At 66.9% G+C, this 15,263-nt stretch carries 13 protein-coding genes; 6 read left to right on the top strand and 7 right to left on the bottom strand.

The genetic code is table 11. The features are described 5' to 3' along the window. The first annotated feature begins 41 nt into the window (after positions 1-41). Positions 42-1,850 carry a S53 family peptidase gene (locus tag ACXJLH_RS05170; RefSeq protein WP_457442755.1) on the top strand — a complete coding sequence of 603 codons (1,809 nt, stop codon included), beginning with the start codon at positions 42-44 and terminating at the stop codon, positions 1,848-1,850. A gap of 34 nt (positions 1,851-1,884) precedes the next feature. Here the strand turns inward: ACXJLH_RS05170 and ACXJLH_RS05165 are convergent, their stop codons facing one another. After that, positions 1,885-3,195: an ATP-binding protein gene (locus tag ACXJLH_RS05165; protein ID WP_457442753.1), complete on the bottom strand. Its 1,311-nt coding sequence runs from the start codon at positions 3,193-3,195 to the stop codon at positions 1,885-1,887. Next, the gene (locus ACXJLH_RS05160) at positions 3,192-3,902 is read right to left on the bottom strand and encodes a response regulator (protein WP_457442751.1); all 711 of its coding nucleotides are present in this window, start codon (positions 3,900-3,902) and stop codon (positions 3,192-3,194) included. Before ACXJLH_RS05160 ends, ACXJLH_RS05165 begins: the two co-directional genes overlap by 4 nt. Before the next feature lie 163 nt (positions 3,903-4,065). Between ACXJLH_RS05160 and ACXJLH_RS05155 the strand changes: the two genes are divergently transcribed. Continuing rightward, the gene (locus tag ACXJLH_RS05155; protein WP_457442749.1) at positions 4,066-5,058 is read left to right on the top strand and encodes a hypothetical protein; all 993 of its coding nucleotides are present in this window, start codon (positions 4,066-4,068) and stop codon (positions 5,056-5,058) included. Positions 5,059-5,127: 69 nt separating this feature from the next. On the opposite strand, the gene ACXJLH_RS05150 is transcribed toward ACXJLH_RS05155, so the two are convergent. Next, complete coding sequence (locus ACXJLH_RS05150; protein ID WP_457442747.1) at positions 5,128-5,478, bottom strand: hypothetical protein; 351 nt, start codon at positions 5,476-5,478, stop codon at positions 5,128-5,130. A 240-nt stretch (positions 5,479-5,718) separates the two neighbouring features. On the opposite strand from ACXJLH_RS05150, the gene ACXJLH_RS05145 reads away from it, so the two are divergent. Together ACXJLH_RS05145 and ACXJLH_RS05140 are read left to right on the top strand one after the other, a co-directional pair. Next, on the top strand, positions 5,719-6,462 hold the full coding sequence (locus ACXJLH_RS05145) for a MerR family transcriptional regulator (protein WP_457321141.1): 744 nt from the start codon (positions 5,719-5,721) through the stop codon (positions 6,460-6,462). Further along, complete coding sequence (locus ACXJLH_RS05140) at positions 6,459-7,715, top strand: MFS transporter (protein ID WP_457442745.1); 1,257 nt, start codon at positions 6,459-6,461, stop codon at positions 7,713-7,715. Before ACXJLH_RS05145 ends, ACXJLH_RS05140 begins: the two co-directional genes overlap by 4 nt. 414 nt (positions 7,716-8,129) lie before the next feature. On the opposite strand, the gene ACXJLH_RS05135 is transcribed toward ACXJLH_RS05140, so the two are convergent. Continuing rightward, positions 8,130-9,068 (bottom strand): hypothetical protein, encoded by a 939-nt coding sequence (locus ACXJLH_RS05135; RefSeq protein WP_457442743.1) that lies wholly within the window; start codon positions 9,066-9,068, stop codon positions 8,130-8,132. Between the two features lie 816 nt (positions 9,069-9,884). Here ACXJLH_RS05135 and ACXJLH_RS05130 point away from each other — a divergent pair. Then, complete coding sequence (locus tag ACXJLH_RS05130) at positions 9,885-10,403, top strand: hypothetical protein (RefSeq protein WP_457442741.1); 519 nt, start codon at positions 9,885-9,887, stop codon at positions 10,401-10,403. Positions 10,404-10,764: 361 nt separating this feature from the next. On the opposite strand, the gene ACXJLH_RS05125 is transcribed toward ACXJLH_RS05130, so the two are convergent. Next, positions 10,765-11,514 (bottom strand): hypothetical protein, encoded by a 750-nt coding sequence (locus tag ACXJLH_RS05125; RefSeq protein WP_457442739.1) that lies wholly within the window; start codon positions 11,512-11,514, stop codon positions 10,765-10,767. Between the two features lie 539 nt (positions 11,515-12,053). Between ACXJLH_RS05125 and ACXJLH_RS05120 the strand changes: the two genes are divergently transcribed. Beyond that, positions 12,054-12,656: a hypothetical protein gene (locus tag ACXJLH_RS05120; protein WP_457442737.1), complete on the top strand. Its 603-nt coding sequence runs from the start codon at positions 12,054-12,056 to the stop codon at positions 12,654-12,656. Positions 12,657-12,715: 59 nt separating this feature from the next. Here the strand turns inward: ACXJLH_RS05120 and ACXJLH_RS05115 are convergent, their stop codons facing one another. Together ACXJLH_RS05115 and ACXJLH_RS05110 are read right to left on the bottom strand one after the other, a co-directional pair. Next, positions 12,716-13,321 (bottom strand): response regulator transcription factor, encoded by a 606-nt coding sequence (locus ACXJLH_RS05115; RefSeq protein WP_457321150.1) that lies wholly within the window; start codon positions 13,319-13,321, stop codon positions 12,716-12,718. Further along, positions 13,314-15,239, bottom strand: a complete 1,926-nt coding sequence (locus tag ACXJLH_RS05110; protein WP_457321152.1) for a sensor histidine kinase — start codon at positions 15,237-15,239, stop codon at positions 13,314-13,316. The genes ACXJLH_RS05115 and ACXJLH_RS05110 overlap by 8 nt, the downstream gene beginning before the upstream one ends. Positions 15,240-15,263: the final 24 nt, after the last annotated feature.

The raw sequence follows: 15,263 nt of genomic DNA, 5'->3' as shown, positions 1-15,263 counted from the left end.
GTCTTGATCGGCGTGGCCCTCCTTCGTACGAGAACCCGGCCATGCGCAGTACCCGCCCTGTCTCCTGGACTTCCTGGACCTTCAGCCTGCTGACCGCCGCGGCGCTGACCGCTTGTGGCGGTGGCAGCAGCGACAGCCCGACCGTCCAGGTCAGCGAGGCGGCCTCGGTCATCAACCTGACCGTTGATCTTGCCGATGGCGCCGCCGCCAGCGTCGAGGCTCAGCCCAGCTTCCACACCGCCGCCGTCGATCTCGAAGAACCCGACAACGGTGCCGCACCCCACCGCAGCCACGCCCTGGCCGGCGTCGCCACCCAAGGCCTGACGCGCGACCGCCTGGACGACGCCATGCGGCCTCGCGCCTTCGCGGCGGGTGCAGGCGAAGCCGCCCCGATGGCGACGTCCACTGCGGTGACGACCTATACGCCGGCACAGATCCGCGCCGCCTACGCGCAGCCGGCCCTGCCCGCCAGCACCGCCGGCCTGACCGCAGCCCAGGCCGCCCAGCTCGGCGCCGGCCAGACCATCTACATCGTCAACGCCAAGCACGACCCCAACATCGCCGCCGAACTGGCCGCCTTCAACACCAAGTTCGCGCTGCCGACCTGCAGCTCGCGCACCCTGGCGGCCAACGCCAGCCTGCCGCTGGCCAAAGCCTCCGCGTCCAGCTGCGAGCTGGTCATTGCCTACAGCACGACCGCCGGCGCCCTGACCGCCACGGCGCCCGCCTATGACAGCGGCTGGGCCACCGAGATCGCGCTGGACGTGCAATGGGCCCACGCGACGGCACCGCTGGCGCGCCTCGTCCTCATCGAAGCGCCGGACGCCGGCGTCGGCAGCCTGTCCAAGGCCGTGGCCCTGGCCAACAAGATGGGCGCTGGCGTCGTGTCCATGAGCTTCGGCGCCGCCGAGGGCAGCTGGACGTCGAGCTATGACAGCGCCTTCACCACCGCCGGCATGAGTTACCTGGCCGCCACCGGTGACAACGGCGCGGCCGTGTCCTGGCCTTCGGTGTCGACCCGCGTCGTGGCCGTCGGCGGCACCACGCTGAGCTACAGCAGCGGTGCGCGCAGCGAAACCACCTGGACCGGCACCGGCGGCGGCACCAGCGCCTATGTGGCCCTGCCCAGCTACCAGAGCGGCACCATCGGCGGCTACGCCAAGCGCGCCGTCGCCGACGTCGCCTTCAACGCCGACCCCAACTCCGGCCAGTACGTGGCGCTGATTGCACAGGGCACGACGACGACGCGCTGGGTCAGCGCCGGTGGCACCAGCCTGGCCACGCCGCAATGGGCCGGCCTGCTGGCCGTGGCCAACGCGATGCGCGCCGCCGCCAGCAAGGCCCTGCTCGGCCAGCCTCATGCCGCCCTCTACCAGCAGATCGGCGCCGTGCCGACGCAGTACGCCGCCGCCTTCAAGGACGTGGCCAGCGGCAGCAACGGCACATGCACGAGCTGCGCCGCCAAGGCCGGCTATGACACGCCCACCGGCTGGGGCACGCCCAACGTCAGCGCCCTGCTGATCAGCCTCAGCGGCGCCAGCGTCACGACCTCGACGACCACCCCCACGCCGACGACCAGCAGCGGCCCCACGCTGACGACCACCAGCCTGAGCGGCACGGCCGGCAAGGCTCTCGCCGCCACCATCGGCTACTCGGCGCCGGGCGCGAGCTCGCTGAGCATCAGCATCAGCGGCGCCGCCAGCGGCATGAGCTTCTCGGCCACCAGCAGCGGCCTCGCCCTGAACTGGGCCAACCCGGTAGCCGGCCGCACCAACCTCGTCATCACGCTGAAGGACAACCTCGGCCAGACGAGCACGGGCAACGTGACGGTGACGATCAACGCGAGCTGAACTCAGCACTGGCGACTGCTCGAATACTGCTTCGTCACGATCCAGACCAGCTGACACGGGCAATGAGGCCGCCACCATCGCGTGGCATCAACCTGAGCTCGGCGCCCTCGGCCCGCGCGATGCGCTCGACGATGGCCAGGCCCAGGCCCGAGCCGGGCTTGCCGCCGCGCGCCGTGTCGCCGCGCTGAAAGGGGCGCTTGAGATCGTCGACCCGGGCCGGCGCGATGCCCGGGCCGCGGTCGCGCACCTCGATCCAGGCGGCACCGGCGTATTCACCGCAGGCCAGCTCGATGGGTGGCGCGCCATGGTTCTGCGCATTGGCGATGAGGTTGAGGACGAGGCGGCGCAACGCCTGCGGCCGTGCGCGCCGATGCACTGCCTGCCCGTTGGCCAGCAGCGGTTGCGGCAGGCCCGGCGCCAGGGCCAGCGTCTCGGCCAGGAATTCGCGCAGCTCGACGTCCACGGCCGGCAGCTCCTGCTCGGCGGGGTGGGCGGCGCGCGCGTAGTCGAGGAACTGGGTCAGCAGCCCGTCCAGGCCGTGGAGGCTGCGGTCCAGCGTGTCGAGCAATTCCCTGTCCCCTTGGCCCGCCCGATCGAAAGAACCACGCAGCAACTCGCTAGCGAGGCGAATCTTTGCCAGCGGCGTGCGCAGGTCATGCGACAAACCGGCCAGCATCAGCAATCGCTCCTCCTCGTCGCGCGCCAGGGCCTCGGCCATGTCGTTGAAGCCGCGCGCCAGCGCCGCGGTCTCGGCCGGGCCGTCAGTGGGCAGCAGCAAGCGGCGCTGGCCGGCACCGACCGCCCGGGCCGCGTCGACGAGGCGGGCCAGCGGGCGGTTGATGCGGCGCTGGATCAACCAGGCGCCGAGCAAGGCCAGCACGGCGCTGACGCCGCTGGCGATCAGCCAGGTGCGCGCGAAATGGTGGGCCGGCTGCACGGCAGGCAGCACCAGCCAGGCCGGCGCGCCAGGCAGTTGCACCGCGATGAGGCCGTTGGCTTCGCGCCGCCACGGCAGCTCGCCGCGCTCCAGGCCCAGTTGCATCGCCAGTTCGGCCAGGAAGCCGCGCTCCACCCAGGTCGGCCGGTCGAGCAAGCGCTGCTGCTGGCCCGAGCCGGCGCGCGCATTGAAGCGATCCACGAAGCCGGCGCGCTCGGCCTCGGGCAACAGGCGCATGCCTTCGGCGACGGCCTGCAGGCTGCGCGCGGTCGCCTCGGCCGACTGCTGCAGGCGCGGCCGGGCGACGAACTGCGCATAAGCAAGCGCATTGACCAACTGGCCCAGCACGATCAGGCAGACGATGAGCCACAGGTTGCGGCCGAACAGCGTGGACAGGCCGAACTTCATCGCGCGCCCGGCTCAGGAATAAAGACGTAGCCCAGGCCCCACACAGTCTGGATGTGGCGCGGTGTGCTCGGGTCGGCTTCGACAAGGCGGCGCAGCCGCATGACCTGCACGTCCAGGCTGCGGTCGCTGACGCCGTGCTCGTCGCCATGCGCCAGGGCCAGCAGCTTCTCGCGGCCCAGCGGCCGGTTGGGCTGGCTGGCCAGCGCGCGCAGCAGCTGGAACTCCACGGTGCTGATCTCCACCGCCGCGCCAGCGCGCTCCAGCCGGCGCTGCGTGGGGTAGAGGGTGAAGTCACCGAAGCGCACCGCTTCCTCGCCCGCAGGGCCGAGGTGGGCACCGAGCTGCTGCTGGCGACGCACCATCGCCTGGATGCGCGCCAGCAGCTCACGCGGGGCGAAGGGCTTGGCCAGGTAGTCGTCGGCGCCCATCTCCAGGCCCAGCACGCGGTCGACGAGGTCACCGCGCGCCGTCAGCATCAGGATGGGAATGGTCTCGCCCTGGCCGCGCAAGCGGCGGCACAGCGACAGGCCGTCCTCGCCCGGCATCATCAAATCCAGCACCAGCACGTCGAAGCGTTCGCGCGCCAGCAGCTGCGCGGCGGTGGCGGCATCGGGCACGGCGCGCACGCTGTGCCCCTGCTCGGTCAGGTAGCGCTGCAGCAGGCCGCGCAACTCGGCCTCGTCGTCGGCGATCAGGATGCGGCTCATAGGGGGATGTTAGGGAGAAGCCCGCGCCCCACCTTGCCGGAAAACAATGACAAACCGTTGCAAGCCGCGCCCGCCGTCAGGCCCTGCAAGCACTGCAACCCGCGCGGCAACCTTTGCGTGGCCACGGCTGGGCAGCATGGCCCCACCTCAAACGGAGATCGCCATGCGCCACGCCGCCTTCACCCTGCTCACCCTGCTGATTGCCGCCCCGCTCATTGCTCAAGCCGAACCAACGCCACTGCAGCGCGCCGGCGCCGCACGGTTGACGGCCGAGAAGTCCGCGGCCTGCGTGGCCGCCCAGCCCTTCTATTGGGAGATCGGCAACGCCACCCAGCCGCTGGCCGGCGGCAAGGCCGGCGAAAACGGCCCCGAGCGCCACACCGAGATGGCCATCGCGTCTGCCTCCAAATGGGTCTACGCCGCCTTCGTGGCCGAGCGCCGCCAGGGCCAGCTCAGTGCCGAGGACGTCAAGTTCCTGCACTTCCAGTCCGGCTACACCTACTACCACGTGTGCCGCCAGAACCAGAGCGTGGCGGCCTGCCAGCAAAGCCTCATCAACGGCCGCGGTCGCCTCAATCCGGCCACCGAAAACCGCTTCGACTACAACGGCGGCCACATGCAGCAGCACGCCATCCTGATGGGCCTGGGCTCGCTGGGCCCGGAGGGTCTGGCCCTCGCGGTGCGGCAGTCGCTCGCACCCACGCTCGGCACAGACTGGTCCTTCAGCTACAGCCAGGCCATGCCGGCCGGCGGCGGCCAGACCAGCGCGGCCGACTACAGCCGCCTGCTGCGCGCCCTGCTGGGCGGCCAGCTGCAACTCGGCCGCTTGCTGGGCAAGGAGGCCGTCTGCACCAACCCACAGGTCTGCCCGAGCGATGCCGTGAAGACGCCCATCCCTGCGACGGAGAGCTGGCACTACAGCCTCGGCCACTGGGTGGAGGACGACCCGCAGGTCGGTGACGGTGCCTTCAGCAGCCCGGGCGCCTTCGGCTTCTATCCGTGGATCAGCGCCGACCAGCGCTTCTACGGCATCGTCGCTCGCGAGCAGCGCCGTGGCGCCCTGGGCGACGACCCCAGCGACAAGCCGGCGGTGGCTTCGGTGAACTGCGGGCGCGAGATCCGCGCCGCGTGGATGGACGGCCAGCCTCGTCGCTGAATGGAGAAGAGATGCCGCCGAAGCCGGCGCACTCCGCGAGCGCGCGCCGGCTTGGGATAACTTGCCGTCTCAGCGCATCCGGTCGGTCTCGAATGCGATGCGATCGACGCTGCCGTCGACGTTGCGGAACAGGCGCACGCGACGCAAGCCGTCGGGGCTGACGAGCAGCTCGGTGTTCTCGGCGCGCCAGGTCTCCAGCGGGCTCTCGTCGAGGCTGACGCCCAGACTGCGCACGCCGACATGGACCTTCAGCGTGCGGCCATCGTCCAGCAGAAATTCGCCTCGTGCGTCGCGCAGCATGGCGCGGCCGGTCATGGCGGGGACGGTGGGTTCCTGGGCACTCGCGGGCGCGATCAGCGTCATGGTTGCGAGCAGAGCGGCCGACAGGGTGAGGGGTCGCAGATTCGTCCAGGTCTTCATGGTGAGGTACTCCTTAGGTTCCCCGAGGCCAGTCGCCTCGGCACAAGCCATAGTGCAAACCCCATGCCAGCTCGAAATGCCAAGAACTTCACGGTCAAACGGCGTCTTCAATCAGTATTCGCCCCAGGTCTGGGCCTGAGCGCCCCGCATCGCGACACCACGCCTCGCGATGGCGCGGCGCTTGACCCTCACGTCACGTGAGGCTTCATCATCCGGCCCGTTTCATGCACGAGCCTGGATATGGACTACACGGTGGGAGAGCTGGCCAAACGGGCCGGCTTGACGGTGCGCACCCTGCACCATTACGAAGAACTCGGCTTGCTGCGCCCCTCGGGCCGCAGTGAGGCTGGCTACCGCCGCTACGGCGAAGCCGACGTGCTGCGCCTGCACCGGGTGCTGGCGCTGCGCGACGCCGGCCTGTCGCTGAAGGCCATCGCGCCGCTGCTGGACGGCGAGGCGCCGCAACCGCTGGCTGACGTGCTGCAGGCCCAGATCGAACAGGTCGAGGCTCAGCTGCAGGCGCAGGAGAGCCTGCTGCTGACGCTGCGCAATGCTGCCAAGCGGCTGGAACTGCAGGGCGATGGCGGCGATGCGGTGCAGGTGCTGCTGGACGCCATGGCCATCCGGCGCGTGCACGAGCGCTGGTTCAGCCCGGAGCAGCTGCGCGCCATGCGCCGGCAATGGGAAGCCATCCCCGAGCCGGAGCGCGACGCCGTCGAGCTGGAATGGCCGCAGCTGATCAAGGAAGCTCGCGCGGCGATGGACGCCGGCCTCGACCCGGCAGCGCCCGAGGTCCAGGCCCTGGTGCGGCGCTGGCTGGCGCTGCAGAAGCAGTTCCTGGAAGTGGCGCCCGGCATGAAGGACACCATGCAGCGCATGTATGCCGCCGAGCCCGAACTGGCGCGCCAGTCCGGTGTGACGCCTGAACTGATCGCCTACCTGCGCCGCTCGAAAGAAACACTGCCCCTTGGGGAACAGTCATGAGCGACCCGCGCCGCGAACTCTTTCGCAACGCCAATTTCCGCTGGATCATCGGCGGCGGCCTGCTGTCCATGCTGGGCGACCAGTTCACGCTGCTGGCCCTGCCCTGGCTCGTCATGGGCCTGAGCCGCGACCCGCTGGTGCTGGGCACCGTGCTGGCCCTGGGCAGCCTGCCGCGCGCCATCTTCATCCTGGTTGGCGGCGCGCTGGTGGACCGCCACTCGCCCAAGGCCGTGCTGCTGCTGACCAAGTGGATCAACTTCGCGCTGCTCGGCCTGCTGGCCGCGCTGACCGCCACGGGCGCAGTCACGCTGCCCTGGGTCTATGGCCTGACGCTGGCCATCGGCCTGGCGACTGCCTTCAGCTATCCGGCAGGCAGCACCATCCTGCCGCAGACCGTGCCGGCCACGCTGATCCAGCCGGCCAACGGCGTGCTGATGGGCGCGCGCCAGCTGGTGCTGCTGCTCGGGCCGGTGCTGGCCGGCCTGCTGGTGACGGCGGGCAGCGCACCGGCGCTGAGCGGCCACGGCCTGGCACTGGCCTTTGGCTTCGATGCGCTGAGCTTTGCCATCTCGGCCTGGACGCTGTCGCGCGTGCGGGTGGCGCCGGCCGAGTCCAGGCCGCCTCAACCCGTCTTCGCGGCCATTGCCGAGTCGCTGAAGAGCTGCTGGCAGGACCGCGAGCTGCGTGCCCTCTTCATGTACTTCGCGGCCATCGCCTTCTTCGTCGGCGGGCCCATCCAGGTCGCGTTGCCGGTGCTGGCTGCCGAGCGTCTGCCCGGTGGCGCCGCGGGCTTGGGCGCAATGCTGGCCGTGCACGGCCTGGGCGCGCTGGCCGGCATGGCGGTGTCGGGGCTGAAACCGCACTGGCGATTGAGCACGCTGGGCGGCACGGTGCTGCTGATCGACACCGTCGCCGGCTGCGTCTTCCTCGCCTTCGGCCATGTGCATGCGGCCTGGCAGGGCGCGTTGCTGCTGTTGCCGCTCGGCGCCTTGGGCGGCTTTGTGCAGGTCGCGGTCTACAGCTGGCTGCAAAAGCGCATCCCGCCGGAGATGCTGGGCCGCTCGATGGCGCTGTTCATGTTCATCGTCATGGGGCTGGCACCGCTGGCTGCGGCGGCAGCCGGGGCGGCGCTGCGGGTGCTGGACGTGACGCAGCTGTTCACGGCGGCGGCGTTGTGCCTGCTGGGGGTGGTTGCGTTAGGGGCGTTGTTCACGCCGATTCGGCGGATTGCGTATCTGGAGGCGATGGGTTGAGCGGGATTCGGCTCGCAATGGACCGCCGCATTGCAGCGATTGCAGTCTTCCGCAGCAGGTCGCCAGCTTCACAGTCAGGGACATGAAGCCGTCATCGGCTTGCCTGGCGTCGCACCAGCAGCGATGAACGCTGTCGGAGGGTGAAGCAGCCGTCCAGGCGGTCTGCCCATCGTTTGCCGCGTCACACAGCCGCGAATGTCTGCTGCGCGACCGGCCAAATGGGTGATCTCGACCCAAATCAGTAGCTCGTTATCGACGACGAGCGACAGCACCGTGCGAATTCGACCAATTGCACCAAAAATTCCTATTCTTAAGACTGCCGCTTGGAGTTAGGTCTGACGAGTCGATGATTAGCAGCTATCAGGGGATTCTGATAGTCGATCAAATTGATTGTTTTAGAATAAAGAGAAGCAACTAGGTATTTGAATCAAAATCGATCGCTCTTTTGGCCTCAAAAATATAAGCAAGATCGTGCGTTTGAGACCAATCTGAGCCCTCTTTGCTGCGCCGTGCAAGATGCAAGGAAAATTGGGCTAACTCAACAAAAAAAGTCGCTGTCAGCGCGACCTCTGCATCAACAAGGAAAGCGGCGCAAATCCCAGCTGCAGCAGTTGCCTGCATTGCCTTAGCGTCTACAATGGCAGAAAGACTGCCAACAACCACTTCAAAGCCATGCTTTTTTCTGGCCATGTCATAGTCATCGAGTCTTCGGCAAATGTCATCTTCAATGAAAGAAATCGATTTATTTGCGTACGTTGAGTCAAGAAATGCACGCAAGCGCTGCAGCTTTCTCCGGGAATTCTCGTCATTACGCAATTCAAGAATTTGTTCCCATGCGGCCTTGTCAGTATCAATGAGCTTCAGTTTGGCAAAAGTTACTATCGGCTCGTCGCTCCCGCCTGATAGCGCCCCGAAAGATTGACTAGGTAGCATCAGGCTTGTCTGTGGCAGCCCAAGAGTAGCTGCATAACCTGCCAGGAAATCTTGGGGCCGGCCTAGTGCCTCGATGTACGCATTGCTTAGATATGAGCTTGCAATCGAGACAGGTTTAATGAAGTCCGGATAACCAAGCAAGTCCCGATTCGCTCGTCTCAATGCCTTTGAAAATTCGAGCGATCTACTTACCACCGGGACGTAGTGCTGATCAAGCTCCTCGTACCCATAGGTATGAAATCCCCACTTCTTTCTCCACCGCAAATTCATTGCAATGGAAATGAGCGCGCCATGAGGGATTTCATCGTTGCCTAAATATAAGCCTCCTTCATTTCGCTCATCCAGTCCGGCCAGTAGCACTTGGTCAAAATATAACGCAGCATCTTTTGCACCCTCAAAGCAAAGGACAGCACGAGACATAAAAACTCCGGAGTTGAAAAGTATTCAAGAGGAGCGTCCAACCGTACGTTCATCAAATGGAACCGCAGGTTTGCGTCGAGGCGACGACTAAGTCGCAACACTGCACCGTTGTACTTCATCTAGGCTGATTCAAGCATCCTCAGCACAGTTGCGCTGCCGAACGGACTTGGAGATTTTGCTCCCAGCAAATTGCCGTAGCTTGGCCAATTTTGGCTAAGGGCACATCGCTGACACTCCCGACGCACGGGCCTACGCTGCAACAGGTTGTCATCCGACCGGTTCCGCGCGCTGAAATCGTCGTTCGAGCCGGTGCGCGGACTGCCCCGGCGGTCGAGTGACCGGTCCCGCTGGTAGAGCCGCCGGTCCCCAACAGCGTCGCGTAGTGACCAGCGTCGGCGCTTGCCGCCATCCAGGGACTGAAGCGCCAATGTCTCAGATCAGCCTGAAGCTGCCGTTGCGGTTGCGAGGGGTGGCTCTGCAGCGGTTGCTGCCGGTCAGCTTGTGCATGCTGGCAAGCCGCTTCCGGCCAGCAGCGGTTGTCTATCACTGGCAGCCATCCGGCGGCCGGCGGGCTGCCTGGGCATATAGATCCCTAGCGGGAAATTCCACCGTTGCGCGGCGTTCCACCGGCTGGCAGAGTCGCGTCGAAGGATACCGCCTTCCGCATCAATTTGATGGCGGGACAACCGGCATGACGCGCAAATTGTCTTTGCCGCTCAAAGATTTATTCACATGGACTTGTTGAGCGGCAGTCGCAGGATTTCTGCAGCACAACGTGCTGGATAAACCAATAGTTCGGCTGCACAATCGAGCCAGATGGACCTTTTCGACGATCCAAACTTGACGTTCAGCAAGCTGGGCGCTGCGTGGCTATTGGGGCTAGATCCCAGGATGAAGATCGGCGGGTTCACGAAAACGCTTTGCGCCGCGATGAAACGAGTCAACGGGAACTTAGACGCAGAGGAACTTAGGCCTCTGCTTCTACGACATCGCATTATCCCAGACGCGTACCTAATCGATGATGATTCTCAAGTTGTCTATCTCTTCGAAATCGAGGACACGAATCCACTCTCGGCAGACAAACTCAGGAAGTTGAGTGAGATATGGTTTCGCCTAGACTGTATCGAGTGGGAGATGCGCGTATTTCTGATTGATCGCTACCTGTCTATTTGGCGCTCCCTACCGCTTGCAGATGTATGGCACGCCCTTGAGTTTCCAATGCCAAAAGAAGCTGCCAAATCCAGGGCGCCCAGCATCGACTGGGAAGCAACTCATGAACAGGCGTCAAAAATAGCGATCAATCGGCCTGTTGGCCGCCGCAAAGGCGCAGCTTAAATATTCGCTCAAGCGGATAGCCCAACAGCACGTCGCCCAGCCCGCCGGCTGGGCTGGCACATATTCCGTCCGTCGGGCCCGACGCTCTGACGCTGACTCCCGCTCAGCTCGAACCTTGAACGCCAGCTTTGAATCGATCCATCTGCCTAGTGCTACTCCGCTTTAGGTCGATCTGCGACGGTCGCGGGACGAGATGGCGGTCACTCGACCAGTCCGAATGCGAACGCCGGGCCCAACGGCCGGTTCCGGGGGCGAAGCTGCCGGCCAGGTCGTTCGACCGCTCCTGGCAACGGCAGTCACTGGGAGCGGCATGGTCGAACGACCGAGCTCAGCCTGGAGCCGCCTTTGCTCAACGGGAACCCTAAGCTTCAACAGCCAGCTTCGCATTCAACCTCGCCGCCAGATTGACCGCCCGCAGGAAGACCCGGAACTGCTCCACCGCGTCGGATGCTTCCCCCGGCTCCGAGCCCAGCTTGGTCAAGCCGAGCAGCCGGCTGTAGAGCTGGGCCTGCTCGGGGCCGATGGACTCACTGAAGGCCAGCATCTGCAGCAGCTGGCTGGACGTGATCTGCATCTTGGGGCCCAGCCAGCCGCCCCATTTCCTGACGGCGGCCTCCTTGCGTTCGAACACGCGCGGCTTGGCTCGCTGAGCCTCGACGGGGGCGCCGTCGATGCCGAGGTCGGCGAGGTATTTGAGAAGCAGGGCCAGGTTGGCGTCCTTGCCGTCATCGGGCAGGCGCGCGAGCAGCCAGTCCTCGGCCTCCTTGCGGATGGGGTAGTCCACCTTGCCGATGCAGCCGAAGGCCCGGCCCGACAGGTTGGCCGGGCAACCCTTGCATTCGCCATCCAGCTCGCTGAGCGGCGCAATCATGTCCAGCAGTTGCCCGACCGTCACCTGTGTCTGCTTGGCCGTCCCGTCCGGGCTCTTGACGGTGATCTCGACCGTGCATTTGCTGGTCAGCGTCTCGCTGTCGGCGTGGGGAAATTTCTCGCGGAACTGGGCGATCGCGAATTCCGCAATGCCGCGGTGCCTGACCATGGACCGCAGCTTGACCTCTGGCGTGTACCGCCGGGCCGTACAGGGCCGCTGCAGTGCGAAATCGATAGCCATCTGATCCCTCCCTGGCGTGGCTCTTTCGCGCAGGAGTTTCGATGAAGCCTGCAGCTGCGCCAGCCCCCCGGATCCAGGGTGCAGTTGCTATTTACAACGGCAAGCCGGCCCGGATGCCACTCGTTGATCCGCCCAAGCGGCAGGCGCGGCCTGCCCCTGAGCTGGGATAGTCGCTTGGGCCAGTCCGTCGATGCTGAGAGGGCTCGAAGCTCGACGTCAAGCTGGTTCAGCCCCTCCACAAGAGCGGATGCAGTCTCGAAATCCATCGGCTCCTTCTCCAGCAGGTCTTCGCCCTGCGCTTCGCGCAGCGCGGAGCCGGGCACTGTCGGTTCCTGGGCACTCCCGGGCGCGGTGAGCGCCCCGCATCGCGACGCCGTGCCTCGCGGTAGCACGGCGCTACCTGTCCTTCGGCCGTCCGGCGGTGGCCGGCCGGCTTCATCGGCCCGTCACCGTTAAATAGTTCTCTGGTCAGGCCACCCTCCGCATGATCGAATTCGGCCTGACCAATTTGTCGTGCGTCCCATGAAGTAAAGGGAACCATGTCCAAACCTTCCTCCTCCCGCCGGCCGGATCGGCGTCGCGGCCCGCTGAGCCGGAATTTCACTGCCGCGCTGTGGGCCGCGCTGCGCCGGATCGCGCGCCGGCGTCCCCGCCAGCCGGCCTCGCCGGTCCAGCTGCCATTGTCGAAATCGGCAGCCGCAGAAGCGGAGGCGCTGGCACGGGCCCTCGCCGAATTGCTGGGCCAGCATCCGTCGACGCGGCGGGTGATGCGGCACCTGGGCTACGTGGAACACCAACTGGCCCGGCAAGGTGCAGCGGCCCTCTCGGAGATGCCCGTGCACATCGTGGCGACCGCGCTGTCGCAACTGGAGGCGATCGTCAGCAACTGGTCCAACCGCGACCTGGCGGAGCTGCGTTCGCGAATGGCCGTGGCCGTCAAGAAGGGCTCGGAGGATGAGTTCCTCGGCCCCGATGGCGAAAGGCGCTCGGTGTTCGCGACGGCGTCACGCCTCCTCGTCGGGGACGTGAATCACTCGGTGTTTGAGGAATTGCAGCGGCAATACCATGGCTTGGTCTCCCCGGAAGGCATCGAGGCGGCCCTAGGCGTCGCGGCCTCACGCGCAACTAAGGCTGCGGCCTGACTTCAGCTGCGAATCTGCGCGTTGACCTCCTGAGGTCGCGGCGCTGAACCCCGCGCCGCCTATCGCCCGGCCAGCAAGGTCGCCACCTCCGCCGCCGACCGCACGCCCAGCTTCGCAAACACCCTGGCCCGGTGCACTTCCACGGTCCGCACCGACACGTTCAGCTCGTCGGCAATGACCTTGTTGAGCTTGCCTGCCGCCACGCGCGTCATGACCTCGCGCTCGCGCTCGGTCAGGCTGGCCAGCCGCGCGCTGCGCTCGGCCACGTGCGCGCCCTCGGCCTGCATGGCCGCGTCCACGGCCAGGGCCTGCTCGATACGGTCGGCCAAGGCGTTGTCGCTGTAGGGCTTCTCCAGGAAGTCGAAGGCGCCCTTCTTCAGCGCCTCGACGACCATGGGGATGTCGCCATGGCCTGTCAGGAAGAGCACCGGGTTCCTCAGCCGGCGCGCCAGCAGTTCGTCGTGCAGGCGCGTGCCGCTCATGGGCTCCATGCGCACGTCGAGCAGGAACACGCCTTTGGGATTCCCTTCGCGGTCCAGCATCTCCAGCAGCGCCGGGCCGCCGTCGAAGGCGCGCACATGGAGGCCCCGCGAGCGCATCAGGAAGGCGAGTGCGTCACGCACGCCAGGGTCGTCATCGACGAGATGGATCGTGCCTTCAGCCATGGATCGTTTCCGTCTGGGTTTGCGGGCTCAGCGGCAGGCTGAACGAGAACAGCGCGCCGCCATTGGCGGCCTCGCTGGCGTCGAGCACGCCCTGATGGGCCTCGATGATGGAGCGGCAGATGGCCAGGCCCATGCCCATGCCGTCGGCCTTGGTGGAATAGAAGGCCGCGCACAGCTGTTCGACACGCCGGCCCTGCAGGCCAGGGCCGTTGTCCTGCACATCGACGCGCACGAAGTCGCCCACGACGCGGCTGCTGACTGCGATGCGCCGGCCGCCGTTCCCGGCCGGGCGCGCCTGCAGCGCATCCGCGGCGTTGCGCACCAGGTTGATGACCACTTGCTCGATCAGGACGGCGTCGGCCAGCATCGCCGGCACGCCCGGCGCGAGGCTCACGTCCAGCGTGACGCCGCGGCGCTGGCAGTCGCGCTTGAGCAGCTCGATGGCGGCGGTGACGACCTCATGCAGATCGCAGGGCTCGTGGCGAGGTTCGCGCCGCGTCAGAAACTCGCGGATGCGCGCGACGATGCGGCCGGCGTGCGCGGCCTGCTGGCCCAGGCGCTGCAGCGCGCCGAGCACGAGTTCGTCCTGCACGCCGAGCTTGGCCAGCGAGTTCGTGATGCCGGCGCCGTAGCTGGCTATTGCCGTGAGCGGCTGGTTCAGCTCATGGGCCAGCGTGGAAGCGACCTCGCCCAGCATGGTCAACCGCGCGTTGTGGGCCAGTGTCTCGACCTGGCGGCGCTCTCGGTCTTCGAGGCGCTTGCGCTCGGTGATGTCGATGATGCTGCCCATCCAGCCGATCTGCCGGCCGCCGGCATCCACCAGCGGCGACTCGAACACCATCACGTCGACCATGCGGCCTGAAGCGTGCCGCCAATGCGCTTCGTAGCCCTCGCGCGGCGCATGGCCGGCCAGGTTGCGGCGGTTGCGCTCCGCCACCTCGGCCAGTGCGTCGGGCGGCCAATAAGGCATCGGCGGCAGCATGCCGACCAGCTGTTCGGCGGGCAGGCCGACCATGTCGCAGAAGGTGCGGTTGACGTACAGCAAGCGGCCGTCGAAGTCGCGGGCGCGCAGCGCAACAAGCGCCGAGTCTTCCATCGCCCGGCGCCAGGCGGCCTCCGTGCGGCCGGCCACCTCGGCCCGCTGCACCTGGCGCATCTGGCGGCGCAGCAACCAGCTGGCGACGGCGATCAGCGGCAGGAAGCCGGCCACCAGCACCCAGGCCAGCGGCCGCACGCCGTTGACGGCGGGGTCGCGCACCGTCAGCTCCAGCGCGGCGTCGGTCAGCGTCGCCTGCGTGAGCGGGCTGGCGCGCAGCGGGCCGGTCAGGGCGACGCGGTAGCTCGGCTTCTCGCCCAGGGCGGCGCGCAGGGGCGACTCGGTCGTGGAGGCGATGACCTGATCGGCGCTGTCGATGAGCTGCACGTCGTATTTGCGCGCCAGCCACCAGGGCACGCCACGCTTGAGCAGCAGGGCTGGCGCATAACGCACCACCAGCACGCCGTCGGGCGCGACGCGGGCGGTCAGGTGCAGGGACAGGCCGTCCTCATAGCGGTTGGCCTCGGACTCGGCCGGCACCTCGGCCAGCACGCGGTTGCTGCGCGAGTCCAGCCAGGTCACAGCCAACCAAAGGCGGCGCAGGCCGGCGTTGACCTCGGGGTGGGCCGCCAGCGCCGCGGTGCTGGGCACCTGGCCGGCCAGGCCCGCGGCGAGCTGGCGCAGATGGGCCTGCTCCTCGTCGATGCGGTCGCGCAGCTGGGCCTCGGTGCTGAGGGCGTCGGAAATCAGCGTCTGGCGCTGCAGCTCCTGCTCCTCGGCCTCGTTGGCGCGCACCCAGGTCAGCACGCCCCCCACGAACACCAGGGACAAACCCAGGGGTGCCAGCCACAGGCTTCGGGTCAAGAGCTCGCGCAGCGTCATGGAGTGCAGTCTAAGAAGAGAGTA

The organism is Roseateles sp. P5_E4 (genome assembly GCF_054049255.1).
Note: the sequence above shows the minus strand (reverse complement) of the source record. Positions and strands in the feature narration are given on the sequence as shown.